14 protein-coding genes and 1 pseudogene are annotated in these 24,865 nt (G+C 34.5%); 12 read left to right on the forward strand and 3 right to left on the reverse strand.

Going from position 1 to position 24,865, the window contains the following annotated elements:
- The first annotated feature begins 4 nt into the window (after positions 1–4).
- The gene (tnpB, locus tag IGI80_RS14615; RefSeq protein ID WP_438724010.1) at positions 5–1,147 is read left to right on the forward strand and encodes an IS200/IS605 family element RNA-guided endonuclease TnpB; all 1,143 of its coding nucleotides are present in this window, start codon (positions 5–7) and stop codon (positions 1,145–1,147) included.
- Positions 1,148–1,454: 307 nt separating this feature from the next.
- Here the strand turns inward: tnpB (IGI80_RS14615) and IGI80_RS14620 are convergent, their stop codons facing one another.
- Complete coding sequence (locus tag IGI80_RS14620) at positions 1,455–1,985, reverse strand: IbrB-like domain-containing protein (protein ID WP_438724011.1); 531 nt, start codon at positions 1,983–1,985, stop codon at positions 1,455–1,457.
- Positions 1,978–3,306 carry a phosphoadenosine phosphosulfate reductase gene (locus IGI80_RS14625; RefSeq protein ID WP_438724013.1) on the reverse strand — a complete coding sequence of 443 codons (1,329 nt, stop codon included), beginning with the start codon at positions 3,304–3,306 and terminating at the stop codon, positions 1,978–1,980. The genes IGI80_RS14620 and IGI80_RS14625 overlap by 8 nt, the downstream gene beginning before the upstream one ends.
- Positions 3,307–3,842: 536 nt before the next feature.
- Here IGI80_RS14625 and IGI80_RS14630 point away from each other — a divergent pair.
- The 7 genes and pseudogenes from IGI80_RS14630 to IGI80_RS14660 all read left to right on the forward strand — a co-directional run.
- Positions 3,843–5,219, forward strand: coding sequence for a hypothetical protein (locus IGI80_RS14630; RefSeq protein WP_438724014.1), 1,377 nt, complete (start codon positions 3,843–3,845; stop codon positions 5,217–5,219).
- 1,172 nt (positions 5,220–6,391) lie between these two features.
- On the forward strand, positions 6,392–16,090 hold the full coding sequence (locus IGI80_RS14635; RefSeq protein ID WP_438724016.1) for a LysM peptidoglycan-binding domain-containing protein: 9,699 nt from the start codon (positions 6,392–6,394) through the stop codon (positions 16,088–16,090).
- Positions 16,091–16,432: 342 nt separating this feature from the next.
- Positions 16,433–16,615 (forward strand): hypothetical protein, encoded by a 183-nt coding sequence (locus IGI80_RS14640; RefSeq protein WP_438724018.1) that lies wholly within the window; start codon positions 16,433–16,435, stop codon positions 16,613–16,615.
- Positions 16,605–16,958, forward strand: a complete 354-nt coding sequence (gene tnpB, locus IGI80_RS14645; RefSeq protein WP_438724019.1) for an IS66 family insertion sequence element accessory protein TnpB — start codon at positions 16,605–16,607, stop codon at positions 16,956–16,958. The genes IGI80_RS14640 and tnpB (IGI80_RS14645) overlap by 11 nt, the downstream gene beginning before the upstream one ends.
- 120 nt (positions 16,959–17,078) lie before the next feature.
- Entirely contained in the window at positions 17,079–17,204 is a 126-nt protein-coding gene (locus IGI80_RS14650) for a hypothetical protein (protein ID WP_438724020.1), read from the forward strand.
- 66 nt (positions 17,205–17,270) lie between these two features.
- Positions 17,271–18,653, forward strand: coding sequence for an IS66 family transposase (tnpC, locus tag IGI80_RS14655; protein WP_438724022.1), 1,383 nt, complete (start codon positions 17,271–17,273; stop codon positions 18,651–18,653).
- A gap of 479 nt (positions 18,654–19,132) precedes the next feature.
- Positions 19,133–19,398: pseudogene (locus tag IGI80_RS14660) on the forward strand (hypothetical protein); the annotation flags it as partial.
- Here IGI80_RS14660 and IGI80_RS14665 read toward each other — a convergent pair.
- Positions 19,383–19,496, reverse strand: coding sequence for a hypothetical protein (locus IGI80_RS14665; RefSeq protein WP_438724258.1), 114 nt, complete (start codon positions 19,494–19,496; stop codon positions 19,383–19,385). The pseudogene IGI80_RS14660 and the gene IGI80_RS14665 overlap by 16 nt on opposite strands.
- A 584-nt stretch (positions 19,497–20,080) precedes the next feature.
- Here IGI80_RS14665 and IGI80_RS14670 point away from each other — a divergent pair.
- From IGI80_RS14670 to IGI80_RS14685, 4 genes are all read left to right on the forward strand, one after another.
- The gene (locus IGI80_RS14670) at positions 20,081–21,949 is read left to right on the forward strand and encodes a LysM peptidoglycan-binding domain-containing protein (RefSeq protein WP_438724023.1); all 1,869 of its coding nucleotides are present in this window, start codon (positions 20,081–20,083) and stop codon (positions 21,947–21,949) included.
- 42 nt (positions 21,950–21,991) lie between these two features.
- Positions 21,992–22,177, forward strand: a complete 186-nt coding sequence (locus IGI80_RS14675; RefSeq protein ID WP_438724024.1) for a hypothetical protein — start codon at positions 21,992–21,994, stop codon at positions 22,175–22,177.
- A 303-nt stretch (positions 22,178–22,480) separates the two neighbouring features.
- On the forward strand, positions 22,481–23,767 hold the full coding sequence (locus IGI80_RS14680; RefSeq protein WP_438724025.1) for a cytosine permease: 1,287 nt from the start codon (positions 22,481–22,483) through the stop codon (positions 23,765–23,767).
- Positions 23,768–23,769: 2 nt separating this feature from the next.
- The gene (locus IGI80_RS14685; protein WP_438724027.1) at positions 23,770–24,864 is read left to right on the forward strand and encodes a DUF917 domain-containing protein; all 1,095 of its coding nucleotides are present in this window, start codon (positions 23,770–23,772) and stop codon (positions 24,862–24,864) included.
- Position 24,865: the final 1 nt, after the last annotated feature.

Raw genomic sequence — 24,865 nt, forward strand, 5'->3', positions numbered from 1 at the left:
CTTTATGGAGCGACTAAAAGCGTATAAATTTTGCATCTATCCAACAGAAGAGCAAGAAATTTTCTTTGCTAAATCTTTTGGTTGTGTTCGTAAGGTCTACAATCTAATGCTTGATGACCGAATGAAAGCTTACGAAGAAAACAAGAACGATTCTTCTAAAAAAATGTGTTTTCCAACACCTGCAAAATATAAGAAAGATTTTCCGTTCTTGAAAGAAGTCGATAGTCTTGCTCTAGCGAATGCCCAACTTAATTTAGATAAAGTCTATAAAAACTTCTTCCGTGATAAATCCGTTGGATTTCCTCGCTTCAAAAGCAAGAAGAACCCTGTTCAAAGTTATACAACCAACAATCAAAATGGAACTGTAGCTTTGGTGGATAATAAGTTTATTAAAGTTCCTAAGTTGAAGGCACTAGTTAGAATCAAACTTCATAGACAGCCTAAAGGAATCATTAAATCGGCTACAATATCACGCCATTCAAGTGGTAAGTACTATATTTCTTTGTTGTGTAAAGAAGAAGTTGTTGAATTACCCAAAGCCTATTTTGCCATTGGAATCGATTTAGGTATTACTGACTTTGCGATTCTTTCTGATGGTCAAAAAATTGATAATAACAAGTTCACGTCAAAAATGAAAAAGAAACTACAACGTGAACAACGTAAGTTGTCAAGACGAGCTTTGGTAGCTAAAAAGAAAGGTGTAAATCTTTTTGAAGCGAAAAACTATCAAAAGCAGAAACAGAAAGTAGCACGGCTTCACGAAAAAGTAATGAATCAACGGACTGATTTTTTGAATAAGTTGAGTACAGAGATTATCAATAATCACGATATTATCTGTATTGAGGACTTAAACACAAAAGGTATGTTGCGAAATCATAAACTAGCAAAAAGTATTTCTGATGTATCATGGTCTAGTTTTGTGGCTAAATTACAATACAAGGCTGACTGGTACGGACGGAAAATCGTCACAGTCGATAAATGGTTTCCGTCTAGTCAAATTTGTTCAGAATGCGGACACAAGGATGGCAAGAAGTCATTCGAAATTCGAGAATGGACTTGCCCTGTTTGTCATGTTCATCACGATCGAGACATCAACGCTAGTATCAATATCCTGACCGAAGGTCTACGAATACAGTCATTAGCTTAGGTTACAATACATCAAAGAACCGTAGGAACTACGGGGATAGCTTGGTAAATAAGAGACACCGCTGTTAGTAAAGACATACGCTTGCAAGTATGCTCTATTCCCAAGAAGCTTCCACTTCAAGCGTTAAAAACCGTCAGGTTTAGCTAAGTGGTGAGTAGTTCACTTTGTTATTGGACATTATGTAATGAAACTCCTAAAAGTCATAATTATTACTGTAATAATTATGACTTTTAGGTTTGTTTTGGATAGATGATGAGTCACGATGGCTAAAACTTCTATTTATTAACGTAAATTGAGTAGTTTTTAGTTACTCTATTAGAAAATTTTCTTCTGTCGGTTCCCAAGCGTTACTAAAATCATAATTTTTAAATAGCGAGGCTAGTCCCGTTATTTGCTTTAATCGAAGTATTTCGTCTTTATCCATACCTAAGTATTTAGAAATCCAGCTATCAGATCGTCCTAATTCATGTAATTCTTTCACTATATTACTCATTATTTCTACATCATGATTTCCGCGAGCACGATTATGTCTAATTGTGCTTGCCATTCTATTTTCAATTGGCTGATCGATAACTGAAACTGGAAGAAAACCATTTTCTCTCTCATATATATCTGGATGTTCTTTCATAATTAAATATCTATGAAAGCCATCTATAATTATATATTTTTCGTTGCTCTTATCAAAGTAGCAGACTATAGGCATCGTATAACCATCCAGCTTAATACTTTGATACAAAAGTTCCATTTCAGGGCTAGCTACATAGTTAGGATTATAATCGTTAGGATTAATTTTATCTATGGGAACAGCAATAACATTATATACAGGACTTTTATTCATTATTCTTATTCTCCTCTAAAAATTTATACTTTGATTTTATATAATTCAATTTTTCTTGTTGTTGTCTGGTCATACCAAATCCCATAAACCGACACAGATGATCGTTTTTAATAATACAGAAGCACATTCTTTTCCAACTAGGAACATCTTTCGTTGTTTTGATATCATCTGTATCATCAGGTATTTTTTGTAAAAAAATAATACGTGAATTTTTAAAGATCGTATAGTTTGAGACGCCATTTCTTTTGATTTTATAGCCTTTTTCTTGTAATTCATTAATCGTTTCTTCTTCTAAACCACCCCCGACATGATGCCAAAAATGAATGGATTTATTAAACTTCTCAATGTAATTGTTTTTCAGTTTTATCGGTAGTGTTTCTAATAAAAACTGTGTATAAGATTTCCAAGTATGGTTATCAGGGAGCGTCACATTTCTGTAACCCATTGCTTTTGATTTACTATAAATTTGAGTAAAATTAGCACCTTGTACTCTTCCTAAAAGTTTTACCCAGATAGCAGGATCAATCACTCGATATAAATTTAAAGCTTCTTTGGCATAGTCTTGAAAAGGAGAAGCTACGCGCATTTTAGAGAGAGAAAGGCCTGCTTTATAATAAAGATCATAAAGTTTATTATAGTCATAATTGAAGGTATAATTGGCATACCAAACATCTTCTGTGGTCCAATCATAGATGGGGGAGGCGGACCAGACGTCTTTGAACTGTTTTGTTATCCAACATTTATCTTTAAATCGATGTTTCTTGTTTATAAATCCACTATACCGTTGAAGTGATTCGTCTGCTCTAATTCCCAGTAAGCAAATCGTTTTCCCTGGGTCATGAGTTTGATGGTACCATCGTCCAAATTGTTTAGCTAAATCTTCTTGGTGCATCCGATATTTGTATAAATAGAAGGGGTTGTCTTTTAACGTAATAACGTAGTTAAATTTAGGTAATTCTCTAATCCAGATCTCTTCTTTTTGGTCATCCCATGGATACCAGTACATTTCATAACTACTTAACGCAGTTCGTGTTGCCATTGGAAGACAGATCCAATAGCGTTCTACTCGATTTGTTAATGATTCAAAGGTTCTTTCAACATATTCTGTTGTCATAGTATATTGTGCTTCAAAATCTTGGTGGAAAACACCAATCATTTTTTCCGGATAGTGCTGATCCCGATAATCCAACAGAAGATTTAATAGCAAGCCACTATCTTTCCCGCCGGAAAAAGAAATATAAATATTGTCAAACTCTTCAAAAATAAATTTTAAACGTTTTTGAAGAGCTTCAAAAACGTTGATAGGTAGCTTTTTTTTCATGTTTTTACTGAATTCCTCTCGAAAATAATTATGTATAGAATTTTAATTTTAAAAATCATTTGGTCCTTTACGTAAAGAAGCAATAACTTATACATTTATAACTCTAAGCGATATTAGTGCTAACTAATAATAATAACTATACAAATCATGCACAAGAGAATTAAATACTTTTATTTTAATTCAAAAAAATAAAAAAAGAATATTGTGTTAAGATTCGTCGAAAAAATGGTTATTACTGGTAATCGTTTCATAATAATGCTTATTTGTGAACTAATTATCTTGTAAATAAACAGTTATAAGAGTCATTCGAATACATCTTTGTTTTAGTTTGTGCTATCATATTTTGTAATCTAGGGATAATAAAATAATGTAAAATCATAAAAATTAACTACTTATGTAGTTGGATTTTTTCATATAATTGCTATGTAGCATGTTTCAAATATACGTTCATAAAATAAAAAAATTTTAATGCTTTTTAGAAAGTATTATTAGAATTTTTAAGTAACAGTAAAGGAGTGATTAAAATTTATACCTTTTTGGAAACTCAAACATTAAAAAAATTGAATTTAATCGACTGTATATATCAAACTCAAACAATTAATATTTCAGTTTTTAGCAATATTCTAGATTGTAGTAGTATAACTATTCAAAGGTACATTACAGAAATGTTTGGTGATAATCCTACAAAAAATAAGTCTTTTCTTACTATAGAGCAATATAAGATTTTACGTAAGAAAATTATTGATCATTCTATTTCATTTAAAATTTTCTCTTTTTATTTAACTAACACAATAAGCGATAAGAACAAGAGGAAATCTTTTAAACTTTTTTTGAAAGAATCATTTATAAGTACAAGTTATGCTTTTGTTGTAAGAAAAAAAATAATCGAATTTTTAAAAAAACACGATTTGTATTTGAAAAATTCTTGTATAATGGGTAATCCACAAAAAGTGAGATTTATAATAGTTGTGACTCAGTATTTTTTTGATTGCGAAATAATAAAAATCTCTCCAAACAGTAAATTAATTTCTTGTCGCACTGTAGCTGAAGCGGAAAAAATATTTAATCTAAACTTCTCTAAAGATGATGAGGATATTCTTGTTCTGTTTATCTGCTTTTCACTTGATTATGGTTATAAGTTTCCTATTGATCCGAATTTTATAAAAGAAAAATTTTTAATTTCGAAAGGATTTATCGATAAAGTATTGCAGATTTCCTTAGTTAAAGATAAGACTATTGCTAAAAATGAAAAAATATTTATATTGATGGTTTTTTTAATACAATCAGGTTACTCTCCAGATAGTAAAATTGAAGAAATATGGGGGATGTATATAGACAAATTTACTCAGTCACAAAGCTATAAAATTCTTGATAACCTATTTAAGAAAAGTTTATATGTATCCCTATCTTATGATAAATACTTTAAGGATATTTTATTTAGTTTATTGTGGCGAGGCCGCCGACCTATACATGCTTTACTGCCACAAAAATTTATTTATCTAAATGAAACAGAATTCGAAATATATGAAAAAGTGAAAGACATCATTTCTATATGGAAAAAACAAACTTTAAGTCCAATATATTTAGTTGATAGTGATTTAAAACTATTTAGTAGAAGACTTTATACGATTTTAGAGTTAAAGAACTCACTTGTAAAAGTCGGTTACGTATGCTCTAAACCAATAGAAAGAGATTTAACAACAAAAATTATTCAAAAAAAGTTCGGGAATTCTATAGAATTGTGTGTATACAAAGATGAAGAGGAATATTCTCAAGGGGAACAATCTGATTTGATTTTGTTGGATAGTGGAATCCATTTTACTCAGTTACCAAAAAAAGTGTACTATATATCCAGTCCTCCTTCTGAAACTCAATTAGATCATATTTGGGGAATACTAAAAAGTTTGACTTAGTTTAGATAAAGTTGATCATCTTCTATAAATGAGTGCTGAATAATGATCAGTATAATTATTTTTATTCCAATTATGACAGTGTAAAGAAACTCAGTTAAAAACTAATGATTTATCGTAATAAAGTCGTTTTATACAGATTAAGTTCCTATATTAAATGTCAATAGTTTTTTAAGTTATTGTAGTGATTCATAATAGTGAAGCATATACCGACTAGAAATTCTGGTCGGTATTTTTTATGTTGTTATGAAATAGGGATATTAAAAAACACACAACAGAAACTAGTGGCCCTAACTTATTAAATGAATTTCGTAAGAAAGTAGAAGTGTTATTTCTAGATTAAGCTTGCTTGGTAACCAGAATGTTAAAAGTCGCTCTCTATCTGAAATAAAAGCACTTATAGAATAAGTTATAGTTTTATGCTTGAAAAAGCGCAAAATATAGTCTCTGTTACGTTTAGATATTCACTAGGATACTTTTAATTTCAACTATCACAACGGATGTTTTTATATATTCTTGTGTGTAAAAGAATTAAATTTAACATAAGCACAAAGCACTTATTTTGTCAAACTAACATTAAAACATAATCGCCTTTTTCTGTTTATTTTATTGGTTCAAAAGTTGATATGTAAGTAAACTCCTTTATTTGAATGATTAGTAATGATAAATATAGAATTTATTTTTATTTGTATTTAGTATACTTAAATAAATACGTAGAAACTGCTTTATAGTTGAACTATTTTTAATGATTTGTTTCTCTACTCTGTTATTTAAGCAGTTAGACAAATCTTTATAAAGAATAGGAAGTCGGATTCTATTTAGTAGGATTTAGTAGGATTGAAGGGAGTTAAAATAATTGAAATGATAGGAAAATATATTAAGAGACTGTTTTTTGCTTGTTAGAACGAAGGTCCATTGATTTTATCCGAAAATTCGGAATGTATATTTAGAAGAATTTATTAATGATAGGATCTTTGAAGGAGCTAATTATATTAGAAACTTCTTATATTTGTAAAATATGATGAAACGTGAAGGAGGTACCTTGTGATGAAAAAAGCATACTTTCAAGCTACTCTACGAGCTAGAGAACCTAAATATCGTGCTAAAATGTATAAAAAAGGAAAAAATGGATTGTTAAAGGTATTCTATTTTCTTCTTTAGTTTTAGGTAGTCTGATGTTAACTGATACAGAACCCGTTCATGCTGCTGAATGGACAGCTAATTCTGTTGAGAGTATTCAAGCAAAACTGTCGATGAATCAATCCAGATATACTTTTGAACAAGGCGATACATTCTATAATATTTCCCTAGCGGTAAATGTTAAATGGCAAAAATTGATGGAACTCAATGGGTTTGAAGACGGTAGCCAATACCATGTTCCGGTAGGAACAACAATTAGTTTTGATGGATCACATATTAAAGTGACGAATCAACAGGGAGAAATAGTAAAAGAAGCTCAGCTAACTCCAGCAGATAAAGTAGAACCTAGTGCGACTTTCGCTAACCAAACTTCTGATTTACCCAAAACAGTAGTGAGTTCTACTCCAAGCTTACCGATCTCTAATGGTGCAGATAAGTTAAGCACGAGCAATGATCAACAAGGAACTGATTTAACCCAAGCAAAATTAGACGCGCAAACAGCGATTAAGCAGAATCCTCTCTTTACAGAGGAAGAAAAGTTACAGTTGATACAAAAATTAGCGCAAGCCAATAATCTCTCCAACTTGAATCAGGTGATGCAAGCATCTTTAGCGGATAAAAAACAATCATTGCTAGAAATGCAAGCAGAATTGGCTGCTTTAGTACAAAAACAAGAAGCTCTTGAACAAGAAAAACAAGAGCTAGAATTACGTTTGACGAAGGATGTCAATCAAGCAAATAGTGTTAAAGCGGCTGAATTAAACCAGCAACAAAGTGATCTGATGCAACAAGTTAAACAGTTACAAGAAGAATTAAGCTTACAAGAAAATCACTTGCTCGAAACGAATAATCAGCTTGCGACAGCTCAACAAGAAAAAGAGAATCTTGCCACACAATTAGCCACTGCGGAACAGGCGCGGCAAGTCACTCAACAAAAAGTGACGGATTTAACGACTGAAAAGCAAGCACTAACTGTCCAGTTAGAAAATCTACCCGAAGAACAAGCAGACCAACGGTCCGCATTAACAGATAAATTAATGGCTATCCAAGCAGAACTAGAGGCAACTACAGCCAACGCTACCCAATTAAACGAGTTACAAGAACAAGTTGTTCAAGCAACAAATACTGTCACAGAACTAACCAAGCAACAAGCGGAGCAACAAACGCATATAACGGATCTTCAAGCCCAGCTAGAGCAAGCGCAAAAGCAATTAGATAGTCTTGCTGTACCAACGACAAATCAAACAAATAATGCGCAAACAGCAGCCGAAACTGCTACCCAATTAGCTAATGATGAGAAAAAACTAAACGAATTGACAAATCAGATTAATACGTTAAAGGCCAACATTAACCAATTAACCCAAACTATAGATGCATTAGAGAAACATATTTCAGAAGCGCAAGCAAATTTCCAAGCCCTGAAAGTCACTGTTAATAAGCAAGATGACGCGAATCAATTATTACTTGCGAAAGAAGCGGAAAATAAAGACACCAAACCAGGTGAAGACACTAAGCCAGGTGAAGTGACCAAACCAGCTGAAGATACCAAACCAGCTGAAGACACTAAGCCAGGTGAAGTGATCAAACCAGGTGAAGACACTAAACCAGCTGAAGATACCAAACCAGCTGAAGACACTAAGCCAGGTGAAGTGATCAAACCAGGTGAAGATACCAAACCAGGTGAAGATACCAAACCAGACGGTGAAGTGATCAAACCAGGTGAAGACACTAAGCCAGGTGAAGTGATCAAACCAGGTGAAGACACTAAGCCAGGTGAAGATACCAAACCAGGTGAAGACACTAAGCCAGGTGAAGTGATCAAACCAGGTGAAGATACTAAACCAGGTGAAGATACCAAACCAGACGGTGAAGTGATCAAACCAGGTGAAGACACTAAGCCAGGTGAAGTGATCAAACCAGATGAAGACACTAAGCCAGGTGAAGTGATCAAACCAGGTGAAGATACTAAACCAGGTGAAGATACCAAACCAGACGGTGAAGTGATCAAACCAGGTGAAGTGATCAAACCAGGTGAAGATACCAAACCAGACGGTGAAGTGATCAAACCAGGTGAAGAAAGAGCATTACCTAAAGCTATAAAGCAAGCAGAATATTTTATTGAGTTGTTACCAGGTCTAAGTGACTCAGATAAAGCTAGCTATAAAGAAAAAATAGTAAATGCCACAACGATTACTGATGTGACAAGGCTACAAAATGAAGCGGAATCATTTTCTAATGTTAAAGTTGATGCGAAAGCTACTATTAACTCTTTAAGCGATTTAACTGAGAATGAGAAGAAAACATTCATGGACGATTTAGTAATAGCTAATGATAAAATAAAAGTGGATGAAATTCTAAATAATGCAACGGAAAAAAATACAGCACTACGAATCCCTAGAGAATTAGCAGAAGAGAAAGAAAGAGCTATTAATTTAATTAGTGAGCTGCCGGATTTAAGCGATGTAGAGAAAACAGGATATAAAGAGAAAGTAGCAAAGTCTACAATAAAGAACGATGTAGTACAAATACAAAGTGAAGCAAAGTTATTTTCTGATGTTAGAGGTGAAGCAAAAGCAACTATTAGAGGATTAAATGACTTAACTGAGGATGAGAAGAACGAATTCGTTCTTCAAATAGATACTGCTCCCGATAAGACAGTAGTTAATGAGATTTTAAATAAAGCTACTAATAAAGCATTACTCATAACTAAAGCAGATGCTACAGAAGTAATTAAAACTTTAACGGGGTTAAGTACCGCAGAAAAAGCAGGCTTTATTAGTCAAATTGATAGTAATCAAACGATTGATGGAGTTATAAAAACTAAAAATGATGCAATTGCCCAAGATACCGCTAATCAAGACGAAGTAACGAAAATAACCTTAAAAATGGCTAAGGACAAAGTAAAAGACTTCATTACAAAATTACTTAATTTATCTGTTAAAGGCAAAGATAGTTATGTTAAATTGATTGATGAGGAAGCTACTAATCGAATACCGTTAGTAATGTTATATAAAGAAAAAGCGGTGGTAGAAGACAGCCTCGTTAGTTTGACTAATTTATCTCCAATTGAAAAATCTAATTTCATTGTTAAAATCAGTGAAGCTAACTCACTTGAAGATATTCATACGGTTAAAGACGATATACTAGCACAAGATGAGAAAAATCAGCTTGCCAAGGAACTAGTATTAATAAAAAAATCAGCTTCCAATGTTATTGATTCGTTAAACAACTTAAAAGTTACAGAAAAAGAGCATTTTAAAAACCAAATAGATACGGCTAATTCTGCTGAAGAAGTAGATATAATCAACCAAACAGCAACGAAACAAAACGACTTCAATAAAGAAGCCGCGAGTATGGGTGTTTTAACAGTAGCTAAAGAATCTGCTAAAATATCAATTGAGTTATTAGACGATTTAAATGCAACAGAAAAAGCAACTTTTGAGGAACGAGTTAATCAAGCAAGATCAAATGAAGAAATCCTTCAAATTTTGAATGAAGCTAATGCACAAGATTTAGAGAATAGAGAATTAAAAAACTTACCAAACCTTAAACGTCATATTACTAATGTAATCAATGCTTTAGGCAACTTATCTGACGAAGAAAAGCTTGAGTTTATAACTCAAGTTGGACAAGCGAATTTGCCTTCTGAAGTGAAGAATATTGAAACAGCGGCGAATGATAAGGATAAAGTAAATAAGGCAAAACATGATTTAGAATCCGAAAAAAATGAAGCTGAGCAAGTAGTAAATGTTTTAGCCTCCTTAAGTGACTCAGAAAAACAAGAGTTCATTAATCAAATTAACTCCGCTAAAACATCGGAACGAATTTCAGAAATACAACAGCAAGCTACCGAGCAGAATGGTATTCAAAAAGAGGCAAGGGATTTATTAAATGCAAAAAATGACGCTAAAAATACTATTAATACAACATTAGTAGCTTTAACAGCTGTAGAAAAACAAGATTTTATTAATCAAATTAATCAAATAAAAGTAATAAAGGATATTAAACCTATATTAGATGCAGCTCAGAAACAAAATGAGACCCAAAAAGAAATCAAACAATTGTTAGAGGAAAAAGACTCGGCAACACTTCTTATTGGCTCTCTAACTGAATTAAATGAATTAGAAAAAGAAGCATTTTTGGCAAAAATTCAGGAAGCAAAAATATTGGGTGAGGTTATCCAAATACAAAATGACGTAAAAGATTTATCTGCAGCTAGACCTCTTGCTAGGGAAGCGATTAGTGCGTTATCTGGATTAAACGAAATAGAGAAAGAGAGTATTAAACAAAGTGTAACAAATGCAAAAACAGCCGTAGAGGTAAAGCAATTACAGTCGGATGCTGAAGCGTTCTCGGATGCTAGAATTGCCGCTATAACTGAAATTAATACGTTTGAAGATTTAACCAATGACGAGAAAAAGGATTTCTTAGATCAAGTAAATAAGGCATCTAACAAAGAGGCAGTTATTGCTGTTCAAAGTGTAGCAACGGATAAAAATAACGAGAAACGGATTCCTAGAGAATTAGTAGAAGCTAAAGCAGACTCTGTTGCTTTTATTGATACCCTTAAAGAGTTAAGCAACGCAGAAAAAGATGTCTTTAAAAAGGATCTAGTAAATGGATCTTCGCTAAGTATAATAGATAACATACGAACAAACGCGCAAACACTTTCTGATACCAGAAGTGATGTTAAAACTAAAATTAACATGTTAAGCGATTTAACTGAGGATGAGAAGAAAGAATTCTTAGCGCGAGTAGACAATACTTTTGAGCCATCTAACATTAAGAGTATATTTGCCGAGGCGACTATTAAAAATACTAACACTATAATTGCAAATGCTCTAATAAGAGCAAAAGAAGAAACAAACTCATTTATTAGTACATTATCAGAATTAAGTGAAATAGAAAAAGAGAGTTTCAAAGAAAGAGTAAATGAAGCTAGAACAACACCTGAGGTATTAGCTATACAAACTGAGGCCCAAAAATTTTCGGATTTTAGGGGAATAGTGAAATCTGCGATTAAAGCAGCTGGAGATTTAAGCGAAGACGAGAAGAATAACTTCTTAGCACAAGTAACGTCAGCGGTTGATCCAGCGGCAGTTAAAGTAGTACAAGATGAAGCAGCTAAGCAAAATACTATTAATCAAACAGCACGAGAGCTAAAAGAAGCTAAAGTAGCAGCGATAACAGAAGTTAATGGCTTCTCAGAAATAAGTGAAGCAGAAAAAAATAGCTTTGCATTAGAAGTGAATAACGCTTCGGTAATCTCTGATGTAACTACGGCAAAAGCAAAGGCGAAAGCTTTATCTGATGCAAGAGTAACTGCTAATACTGCGATTAAAGCAGCTGGAGATCTAAGCGAAGACGAGAAGAATACCTTCTTAGCACAAGTAATGTCAGCGATTGATCCGGAAGCAGTTAAAGTAGTACAAGATGCAGCTGCTAAGCAAAATACTATCAATCAAACAGCACGAGAACTAAAAGAAGCTAAAGCAGCAGCGATAACAGAAGTGAATGGCTTCTCAGAAATTAGTGAAGCAGAAAAAAATAGCTTTGCATCAGAAGTGAATAACGCTTCGGTAATCTCTGATGTAACTACGGCAAAAGCAAAGGCGAAAGCTTTATCTGATGCAAGAGTAACTGCTAATACTGCGATTAAAGCAGCTGGAGATCTAAGCGAAGACGAGAAGAATACCTTCTTAGCACAAGTAATGTCAGCGATTGATCCGGAAGCAGTTAAAGTAGTACAAGATGCAGCTGCTAAGCAAAATACTATCAATCAAACAGCACGAGAACTAAAAGAAGCTAAAGCAGCAGCGATAACAGAAGTGAATGGCTTCTCAGAAATTAGTGAAGCAGAAAAAAATAGCTTTGCATCAGAAGTGAATAACGCTTCGGTAATCTCTGATGTAACTACGGCAAAAGCAAAGGCGAAAGCTTTATCTGATGCAAGAGTAACTGCTAATACTGCGATTAAAGCAGCTGGAGATCTAAGCGAAGACGAGAAGAATACCTTCTTAGCACAAGTAATGTCAGCGATTGATCCGGAAGCAGTTAAAGTAGTACAAGATGCAGCTGCTAAGCAAAATACTATCAATCAAACAGCACGAGAACTAAAAGAAGCTAAAGCAGCAGCGATAACAGAAGTGAATGGCTTCTCAGAAATTAGTGAAGCAGAAAAAAATAGCTTTGCATCAGAAGTGAATAACGCTTCGGTAATCTCTGATGTAACTACGGCAAAAGCAAAGGCGAAAGCTTTATCTGATGCAAGAGTAACTGCTAATACTGCGATTAAAGCAGCTGGAGATCTAAGCGAAGACGAGAAGAATACCTTCTTAGCACAAGTAACTTCAGCGATTGATCCAGCAGCAGTTAAAGTAGTACAAGATGTGTCTTATAATACAAACAAAGAACATGAAAATGTGCGATTGCTAGCAGAATCAAAAGTGGCTACTAATACTATAATTGATGATTTACTGGAGCTTAGTGAAACAGAAAAAGCTGACTTTAAAGAAAAGATAGCTAATTCTACACTAAAAAGACAAGTAGAAACGATAGAATCTACAGCGAAAGGTTTATCTGATGCAAGAGCAACAGCTAAAACTACGATTGATAATTTAGAATATCTAGTTCCAGAAGAAATGACTAATTTTAAAGTGAAGGTAACCAAAGCAAAAAATGTGGATGAAGTATCAATAATCCAAAATTCAGCTATCCAACGGAATGTAGATAATAAAAATGAAATAAATGCAATATTGCTAGCTAATTTGAAAGAGAACACCCTATTAGTTATTCAAGATTTAAGTCATATTAGTGAAACAGAGAAAGATAGATTTATAAGAAATATTAATGCAGCTAATAGTAGTGATTTGGTAGAGTTATATCAAGCTCAAGCAATTGCGATTGAACAATTAGCATTTCTTAACTATCTGTCACAAAATGAGAAAGATACTTTTGTTTCATCTATTATTAGCTATAGCACCACAACAGTGGAAAAGGCAAAACAATATTTAGAAGAGGCAAAAACATTAGACCAACAAATTAAGGGAAAAAATGAGCTAACAACAGCACAAAATGAGGCTATTAATGTAATTTCACTGTTAGACTATTTAACTTCTGCTGAAAAAGATGATTTTACTGCGGAAGTTAAGAATGCTAAGACTAAGGTGGAAACAAAGCAGATTTCCGAGGATGCCATAGCACAAGCTGATTTGAATAAAAAAGTAAAAGCTTCACATTCTCTATTTATTGTTAGAACTGCTGCTAAAAGTTTTATCAAAGCTTTAGCAGAGTTAAGTGAGGAGGAACAAACAACCTTTACTAATCAAATCGAAGCTGCTAAGTCCGAGGATGAGGTCAATAAAATCAAGATATATGCCACTGAACAAGACGCAGTTAATAGAGTGAAAAAAACATTGATAGATTCTATTAGCGCAGCGAAAAACACTATTAATCAACTAACAGATTTGGAGGATAAAGAAAGAATTGAATTTCTTCACCAAGTAGATGAGGCACTAACCATTAACGGTATTGTGACCGCACAAAAAGATGCAGAGGCTAAGAATGAGGTCAATAAAACAGCTAGATTGTTAGTAGAAGCTAAAGAAAAAGTAAAAACGGATATTGATACTTATCCAGAACTTACTCAGGAAGAAAGAGATAACTTTTCTACTCAAATAGACGCTGCTGGGGACCAATCAGAAGTTCTTGCAATTAAGAATGCGGTTATAGCACAAAATAAGAGTAATGAAATTGAACGATTGTTAGCAGAGAATAAGTTGGCTGCTAACAAGGTTATTAGTGCTTTTGAATACTTGAGTAATGCTGAAAAATCTGCATGGATAGCACAAATCGATAGTGCGAAAAGCAATGATGAAATAACTAAGCTAACTCAGGGTGCGTCTTCACAAAATAGTACTGCAAAGACAGCAATAGATAACCAAGCTTTTGATATGGCTAAGATAACTGCAACAAAAGTTATTGATGGGTTAGATAAGTTGAATACAGGCCAAAAGTCAATGTTTAAACAAATTATATCTTACTTAGGGAAGGATATTACCATCACTATTGATGGTAATTACATTTCGTTCGGGTCATTCGGAAGAGATATTAACGATATTGTTCTATATCAAGCTAGAGCAGAAGCTACTAATACAATCTATCAATTAACTAGATATGGTTTAGAAGCATTTTCAAAATTATCAAGGAATCCTAGGTATTATAAAGAATGGACCATTGATAAGGACATAAGTACATTAGAAGGGGTGCAACAATATGTAGATAGTATGCTAGAAAAAGAAGAAACTACCCAAGTAGCAGAATTATTACAGTCTATAAAAACGAAAGTGACAACTGATATTAATGCACTTACAGGGTTAAGTAGCGAAGAAAAGACACTCTTTGTTAATCAAGTTAGGGCAGCGGTAGATAAGGAATCCGTAGATAAAATTCAAGAGACTGCAGCTAAGCAATCAGATACGAATATAGAAAACAAAATAGCTAAAGCCTTATTAGATAAGCAAAATCTTACAAAAGCTACGGTGCGTTCACTCACTGCACTTAGTGATGATGAGAAACAATTGTTTATAACAAAAATAGATGAAGCAAAGGCTGTGACAGATATTGACCCAATCTACGCAGATGCAATAGCTTTAGACTCAGCTAATAGGTCAGAAAAAAGTTTTATAGGCACTAAATTAACTGCGCAGACAGAGATAGATACTTTATTGTATTTGACCAAAGAAGAACAAATAGCCTTCCGTAGTCAAATCGAGCAAGCGAAAACAGCTGACGAACTAACACTAGTTCAAGCAGCAGCCGATAAAAAAAATACGGATCATTACAATGAAAAAGTGGCAGCAGATTTAGCAAGCGCAAAAGTAGCAGCCAAAGAATATATTAGTAGCTTGACAAATCTGAGCGATGAAGAAAAAGCAGCATTTACGGATGTAGCTTACAGCTCAGTTAATACAGTTGGAGTAGATAATGCGAAAACACAAGCTAATGCACAAAATAATGCGAATAAAAAGTTGGTGGAAGCTAATATATTAAAATTAGTGCAGGCAAATGCAGAAGCGACTGTCAAAAGTCTAGTTAATCTAACCGAAGCAGTTAAGAATAATTATATTAATTATATTATTAGCGACAGCCCGACTTATTCTAATGTGGATGCAGTTTTAGTAATTCAAGCACGCGCAAACGCGTTGAATACAATCTTAGGGTTAACGGAAATACCTCAATCAACCAAGAATAATGACTTGAATTATTATCTAACAAATCCATCGTATTGGGGCACTCATGGAATTACAGTTGAAGCTGTGGAAGCTTATGAAGCACAATTAGTTAAGCAAAATAATGATCTTATGGTAGCAAAAGAGTTAGCTAAATCCAGAACAACTGCACAGGATGCAATTAATGCATTAACAGGGCTAACTGCTAGTGAGAAAGCTGCATATAATAGTCAAGTAGCTAATGCGGTAACAGAAGAAGCGATAAATCAGATACAAGCAACAGCTATTAAGCAGGATCAAGCCAATAAAGATACAAAAGCAGCGCAGGAATTAAATAATTCGAAAAATGTAGCCAAGGGATACATTGGAATATTATCTGCATTAAGTGAAGTGGAGAAAAAGGAATACAACGCTAAAGTAGATGGATCAACTACTTTGGAAGAAGTAGATAAAATTCAAAAATTAGCAACTGAGCATAATTTACTCAATAAACAAAACAAGTAAAAGTTAAAATATCTAAATTAACAGATGGGGAGGGGATGAAAAAAATTAAACACAAGTTATTTGTTTATAGAACTATGATGTAGATGGCTAATTAAAAGCATCCGCAATTAAGAAATTAAATCGGCTACTTGTCAATAAAGACTGATGAGTTGTGTAAAATCAAATCTGAGACAGAATGAACACTATTCTGTCTCAGATTTTTTGTTGATGACTTCAGTTAGTTTTGCTCGCGCCAGTAAGAGAAACAAGAAAAACGTAAGCGCCGAACCACTGAGTACCTACAATTAATAACCACCACCGATTATACTGATGGTACAAGTAAAAATCGGAGGTGGTTGCTTTATGAAAGAAAGACAAGAAGTCGTTGCCATTAAACTCGAAGATCAATCGCAAGGAAAACACGCACTTCCTGCCAAAATAGGAATAAAAATCAAGGTGGAAAAGCAGGACATTTTCATCTACAATGGCGCGAGTCAATATCTTGTGCAGACGGTCTTGAAGGAGCTGATGGCTCATGATACTTGATTATCAAAAAGTCGCTCATATCTTTATTGTTTGCGGAAAAACCGATCTAAGGAAAGGCATCGATGGCCTGGCTACCATCGTCCAGCATGAGTATAATCTGGATGTGTACGACAATGCTCTTTTCTTATTTTGTGGCGGCAGACGAGATCGTTTCAAAATGTTGTATTACGAAAAAGGTGGTTTTCTGCTTTTGTACAAGCGGTTAGATCAAGGACAGCTTCGCTGGCCGAGATCAAAAAAAGAAATTCGGTGTCTCACGCACCAGCAGATTCGCTGGTTATTGGAAGGCTTGGACATTAATCAACTCAAAGCAATTCTAGCCGGAAAGCGAGGTGTTTTCTAATTAAATCAAATAGAGGAGAACGGTTGGAAAACGTTGTTTCCACGCCATTTCTCCTTCTTTTTCTATCTATTTCATGGTATAATAATAACATGAAATAGATTTAGAAAGCGGTGTGTTTCTTTGTCAAATCAAACAAATGATAGAAATGAAAATAACGAAACAACCGCACAATTAATCGCCATGCTTGAGAAACAAATGACAGCCAATCAAAAGCAATTAAAAGTAATCGATACACTCACTGCATAGGTTCAACTGCTTAGAGAACAAATTACTTATTTGACGAATAAACTCTATGGATGATCCAAAGAATCTTTGCCAGAACAACTTTCTGGTCAAATGAGTTTGGATCTCTTTGACGTGCCAATCGCTCCGCCACCTCTTGCGGAGGAGATCATCGTTAAGACTCATCAGCGAAAAAAAGGTGTGAAGGCCCAAAAGCTCACCGACCTTCCAACGAAAGAAGTCCATCATGAACTGCCAGAGGAAGAGCGCCTGTGTGATCAGTACGGCACCTTGATGGTTGATATGGGAAAGAAAAAGGTTCGTGATGAGATTGCTTTTCATCAAGAACGAATCGAAACGCTCCAACATGTCCAACATAGTTATTGTTGTAAAACTTGCGAACGCTCGGGAGAAACTTCGCTAAAGAAAGCATCCGTCCCAAAGCCCCCTGCTTCAAAACAGCTTGACAGCTTGGCTTTGCCAAGTGTGGTAGCCGAAACGATTCGCTTGAAATTCAAGCAAAAGGTTCCTGCCTATCGGCAGGAAGAGTATTGGCAACAACTGGGCTTGGCTATTTCACGAGACAATATCTCAAACTGGCATATTCGTTTGGGACAAGACTATTTATCTCTTTTAGTGGAACGATTCCGCCAAGAACTAATGAAGAGCGACGTTGCGTTCGCAGATGAAACGAGCTATCGTGTACTGGAAAGCGCTAAGACCAACACCTATTATTGGGTCTTTAGCAATTCTATCAAGCAGGAACATCCAGTGGCGATTTATCATCACAGGGAGAGTCGCAGTAAAGAGATTCCTCAAAAATTCTTGGCCTCATTCCAAGGATATCTTCATTGTGATGGTTATACTGGTTATGATGATTTTCCTAATGTTCTTCCCGTTCGGTGTTGGGCTCATGTCCGGAGAAAGTTTCATGAAGCCATGCCCAAAGTGCAGGGAGAAACAGAACATCCCGCTGCTTTTGTGCTCAGCAGCTTCAAAACTTGCTTCAAAAAGGAGCAAGAGTGGAAAACGCTCTCTCCTGAAGAACGACTGATGAAACGTAAGGAAAAGCTACGTCCGTTGTTGAATCAGCTGTTTTCTTATATCGAGACGATTCCAGCGGTTCCCAAATCAAAATTGGATAAAGCCATCCAATACATGTGCAAACATCGGACCGCCATGGAACGAGTATTTAAAGACGGCCGCTTAGAGCTGACAAATAATCAAAGCGAGCGATTGGTTAAGGAACTGGTGATGTGTCGAAAAAACCAGTTGTTTTCGACCAGTTTGAGCGGTGCTCAAACATCAGGAGATATTTTGAGTGTCATTAAAACAGCTGAACAGAACGGACTTGAAAGTACAAAAAATCTTCAGTATCTATTTGAAGAACTGCCGAATTTGCCTGTTCTGACAGCCGAGCATTTGGACGACTATCTTCCTTGGGCCGCAAAGGTGCAAGAAAAATGTAAATAATCGAAAAACGACCCTAGCCTGATTGTATGATAACAATCGGGCTAAAAGTCGTCTAGGTACTTCGTGTTTCGGCGCTTACAGTACAATGGGTCTGAAATAAAAGACAATTGTAAAATATATAAGAGAGTAAGAATCAGATAATCGTATTCGGAATAGTATAAGTAAACGAGAATACGTCGATCCATTCAAAAATAAGAAAAGATAAAGTAGCGAGTGCTGGACGGATAGCATTTTTTTAGAAAGCTCCATTTATGGAGTACGTGAGTGGGGACCTCTTCTATAGGTGTTAAAAAGTCACCCGCTTTCACAGGTGGATGGGTTACTGAGTGCTGTGATTTTTGTCGAAATATTATTATTTCTGGGATGGCGTGATTTTATCTATTCCTATATTTGTTAATAAAACTTTTTAATATATAGAATTTTCTGAATATTAATTCTTGTTAAGATACGAGTATCTTAAAGAAATATGGAGGTGTTTTATGACTCAATTACTGGCCTTTTCATTACTAATGATTATTTTATATATTAGTGATGTAGTTTCTATGTTAAAACAAAAGCTTGGATTCCATCTGTTTTTGTTTGTGGTGTTCTATTTATTATTGGATACTGGACTTTTTTCCAAAAAAATATTGTTGAGGAAGCAGGTGTTCCAGTAGTTGTTGCCACTCTGTTGATGTATTTATTGATTACGAATATGGGAACGTTACTTTTTGTAAAAGAGTTAATCAATCAATGGAAAAACATTTTCACAGTCCAACATTTGCTACCACAAAATAAGAAAAGGGGAACCTCATAAACATTTAGATTATTCTCATGTTGGATGATACTAGCCAGATTATTGATTCCTTTTCGTAGATATTTCCATAAACAATAAAAATGTAGTTGACTTTTTGATAATCAAGAATTATGAACCCATAAATTCATTCAGATACGGTTGTGAAAGGTATTGACTCACGCCGTTCTTTTTTCACTTTAATTTAGTCTTAGTTAGAAGTGCATGTTTTTTTGAATTGATATTCGAGCTAACTGAAAACGACATCTTTATTTTATCAAGCAATTACATCCAATTGTTACTCTTATTATCGGTATAATTCGGATATGACTTTTAAAGGTTCGATACATGCTTAAAGATAGTAAGACAATGAAAATAGAGATTTTGTATGATTTCCATGAGGAGTTTATGGAAACCTGTGTACTGATTAAACGGATGCTGTGTAAAGGGTGTATACATGACATAGATTTTGAAAAAAGATAGATATTGATTATCATGATAAGGGAGAAATTTAAGCAAACAAGAAAACGTAGTTTAAAGGCATTCTTTTATTTGTTTATTTTAGTGAAAATATATAGAATTTTCTATAATTATTATTCTAGTATAATTAGCCTATTATATGTAGTAATTAGTGCTAATTTGGAGGTTTTTGCTCATGAAAAATAAAATAAAAAATAATAATAGGTTCAAGTATGAAGAAAGAAAGTATCGTGTAAAAATGTATAAAAAAGGCAAATTATGGCTAATAAAAGGAGCACTATTTTCGAGTTTAATGTTAATAGGTAGTTTTTATTCGAAAATTGAGTCAGTTTACGCGGATGAATGGTCTGCGAATTCAATAGAGAGTATTAATGCAAGATTGGGTGCTGCTCAATCAATCTATATATTTGAAGATGGTGATACATTTTATAATATTTCACTGGCAATTAATGTAAAATGGCAAAAATTAATGGAACTAAATGGTTTTAAAATAGGTAGTCAATATACAGTACCCATTGGAACGAATATTCGATTTAATGGATTGAAAGTAACTTTGACTAGTCCTCAGGGAGAAATAATTAATGAAATAGAGCTAACTCCTGCTGATAAAATTTATATGAATCAACCATTTGGTCAACAAGTTTCAGATGATACTTCAAGTAGTAACAAAAAGGATGTAGTAGATAAAAACTATCAATGGGCAGATAATCAAATGGCTGTAATTCAAAAGGAATTGGCTCAGAAAGATAAAATGATGACAGAAAACATGAATATAGATATGGCGACATTAGTAAATAAAAAGAATGATTTAGCTGCAACCAAAAAAGCCTATGAGGCATTGGATGAAAAAAAGACTGAGATAGGACAAGCAAAAAAAGAAGTAGAAGAACATTTGAGAGATATGGAAATTTTAAACGATGAGAAGAAATTGCGGTTATTAAAGGGACAAAAAATAGAACTAACTCAAAAAAAAGACACTTTAACAAATGATTTAAATGAACAAATTAATAGATTAAGCACTATTGAAAGCGAACTTATACAACAACAAAAAGAAGAAGCTAATTTGAATTATCAACTGGTTCTAGCAAGATCAATCTATCAATCTGCACGACAAAAAATAGCCGATCTAACTAATGAAAAAGAAGACATAGAAAACAAACTAAACCCTATTGAAGAGAATGATGAACAACAGCAAGAGTTAAGAACTAGATTGATAACAGTAAAAGGAGCGATAAGTGAAATATCTAATGTTGGGAATCAATTAGCAGAAATACAAGAGAGAGTCATGGAAACAGGAAATTATATCAATCAATTGACAAATGAGAAAGAACTCCGAAATAGTCAAATAGACGGTCTTCAAGTTGAATTGGGACGATTACAAGCTCAAATAGATAGTTTAGATCAATCAACTTTTGAACGAGAAATAGATCGACAAGATCTGATAGAAAATCAAAAACAATTGGAATCATATAACCAATTCTTAAACGAGCTAGATTATCAAATGAGTGAATTAGCTACGAAAATAAAAAATCTAGTTGCAGACATTGAAGAACTAGAGAAAAGTATTTTAAATGGAAAGGCGAGTTTCAATAATATTAAAGCTCAATTTTTAACAGATTCACAAATCGCAGCAAAGACGGCCATACAAGAATTGACTAATTTGAATTCAAATGAAAAGTTAGATTTCTTTAAACAAGTAGACCAAGCAAGTACAAATGAAGAGGTTTTTTATACTTATGTAATGTCAATTTACAGAGAAATTCAAAATATCGACTATAAATTAACTTTAGCTAAGGAAGAAGCCAGCAAGATTATTAATAGTTTAACTAGTTTAAATGAAGATGAAAAAAATAGATTTACCAAGAAAGTCAGTGATTCTGAATCCATTGAAGAGGTTACACAAGTAAAGTCTGCAGCTATTGATGAGGATAATGAAAGCCAAACTTCTCTCAAACTAAATTTATCGCAAAAAACTATTGCAGAAATGCTTTCTACTTGGAATAATTTAAGTTTATCTGAAAGAATGCAATTAATGAACAGATAGTAGCTAACAAAAGTAATAGATGGTAAAAGGAGAAGAGAGAAAATGAACAAAAAAACTTTAGTTATTGGTACCCTTGCAATCGGCATGATTGGTGTTAGTCCATGGTTACTTTCACTTATTAATGAAAACAATAAACTAGATCAACATAAACAAAAACTAGAAGATGGCACTAATGATTTAAATGAAGCATTATTTCTAAGTGAATTTGGTGATAAATATAATGAATGAGCAGCGGGAGAATTAAGTTGTTGATATTAATCGTTAGTATGAAAGATGCTTATAATAGTAACTTAATATACTTTTTATTTCAGTATATATTTAATACTTCCAATAACGATAGCGAAAATAGACATAAATAAAAAATGGTTCTGTTGCAAATCTCGAACATGATGAGAAAACTATAAAATATGCTATTAGAGAAAATATATAATTCTTTCATTTAGAGAATGTGTGTTAGTCCCAGTATTGTTATAGTTTTAGAAGAATTAATTGTATAGATTTTGAGTTACGAACTTATATAGGGGGAAAATTATGACAGATAAAAATAAAATACAACCGTGGTATAGCTTGGCATTTATTTTGGGGGGTTCAATGGTTTGTGTCCCGAGCTTATTGATTGGTAGTACACTAGTTTCAGGAATGGGCTTAAAAAAAGCATTATTAGTGGGCTTGGTAGGTTATGCACTGACGGTAGTTATTATGGTTCTCCAAGGAATACAAAGTGTTGATTTGCATAAGCCCACGGTACAAATAGCAAAGCAAGTTTTTGGCGAGGTGGGCTCTCAACGAATAATTTCTATTATATTAGCAATTGCTTGTTTAGGGTGGTTTGGTATCCAGACCAACGTCGCAGGCTCAGCGTTCGCTAATCTTCTAGGTATTTATGATATTCATATTTCAGTTCCTGTCTCATCAATTATCTGGGGCGTTATTATGCTGGTTTCGGCGATTTATGGGATTCGCCTGATTCGCTTAATCAATTATATTGCGGTTCCTTATTTAGTGCTTGTTTGTTTATATGGTCTGTTTGAAGCACTTTCTTCAGGTCAAGGGAGTACTCTTTTGCAAACCTATCAGCCTGCTGCACATCTTTCTTTTTTTGATGGTCTGGCTGTTACTATTGGCTCATTTGCTTTAGGAGCTGTAATTGCTGGAGACTACTCACAATATTCTGGGAAACGTTCAGATGTGGTGAAGGCTGCCAGTGCGGGGATCATTCCAACTGGAGTTTTAATGATCGCGGTGGGAGCAACTTTAGCGATTGTTAATAAAACGTCGGATATTAGCAGTGTTTTCATGAATATTGGTTCGCCCTTAATAGGAGGGATCGCTCTAATATTAGCTACTTGGAAAACAAATGTGATCAATGCTTTTTCAGGCGGATTAGCTATCATTAATGTGTTTAGTATCTCGAAGGAAAAGGAAAAAATTGTCGTAGCCATTGCCGGAGGGATCGGAACTTTGTTAGCGGTCGTCGGTATTTTGAATTATTTTGTTCCAATCATGTCGATTCTGTCCGCAATGGTGCCAGCAGTGGCAGGGGTGATGATTGCTTCTTATTGGGGTGTTCAAAAAGGCGACCCTGAGAAATGGACACCGGTTTTAGGGATAAACTGGCTTGGTATTATTTCTTGGCTGATTGGTGCAATGGTTGCAGTCATTCCAGTATTGTTAGGCTTTTTCCCTTCTTTGCCGCAATTACCCAATCAGCCGCTGATTGGGATTGTCCTATCCTTTTGCTGCTATTTGGTAGGGGGTAAATATTTTGTTAAAAAAACGAATAAGCAAACATTGCAGATGAAAGAAATGGAGGAGTAGGCATGCGTTATTTGGATGAAGAAGCAATTGAAAATATTGCTGTAGGAGCTGCATTTTTAGGAACAGGGGGTGGAGGTGATCCATATATTGGTAAAATGATGGCATTATCAGCGATTAAGGATCACGGGCCTGTTCAATTGATTTCCCCGGATGAAATTGGCGATGATGATTTTTTTATTCCTTCAGCCATGATGGGAGCGCCGTCTGTTCTATTTGAAAAATTTCCTAAAGGTGATGAATTTCTCCGAGTGTTCAAAAAACTCAGTCGTTACTTAGGTATCGAAAAGATTGCAGGAACATTCCCAATGGAAGCAGGCGGTGTGAATTCCATGATTCCAATCGTTGTGGCAGCTACGCAGGGAGTTCCCATAGTAGATTGTGATGGAATGGGACGAGCGTTTCCTGAACTTCAAATGACGACCTTTAATTTAGGCGGCGTTTCTTCAACTCCGATGGCCATTACAGACGAGAAGGGGAACATCGGTATTTCAGAAACCATCAGCAACAAATGGACCGAACGATTGGCACGAGTTCAAACAGTTGAGATGGGAGCCAGTTCCTTGATCAGTATATATCCTTCTACCGGACGGCAATTAAAGGATCATGGGATTCATGGCATTGTGACGCTGTCAGAAAAAATCGGCGAGGCCATCTACAGCAATGAATCAGAAGAAGCTGTTAAATTAGAAAAATTGTTAACTTTGATTGATGGAGTAGAGCTTTTCCAAGGAAAAATGATGGATGTCATTCGAAAAGTTGAAGGCGGTTTTAATTTTGGCGAAGCCACATTGGAAGGACTGAATCAAGACGCTGGTTCCTCTATGAAGATTTATTTTCAAAATGAAAATTTAATGGCGGAAAAAAACGGCAAAGCAGCTGCGATGACGCCGGACTTGATTTGTGTGGTTGATTTGGAGACCCTGATGCCGGTAACGACGGAAGCATTAAAATATGGAAAAAGAATTCGGGTATTAGCCTTACCTTGTCATGAAAAATGGCAAACAGCAGAGGGAATCGAGACAGTTGGTCCACGCTATTTCGGCTATAATCTAGACTATGTTCCACTAAAAGAGCTAGCTGCAAAGGAAGGAGAGTAAA

The organism is Enterococcus sp. DIV1420a, assembly GCF_051712165.1.
GTDB lineage: Bacteria > Bacillota > Bacilli > Lactobacillales > Enterococcaceae > Enterococcus > Enterococcus faecalis.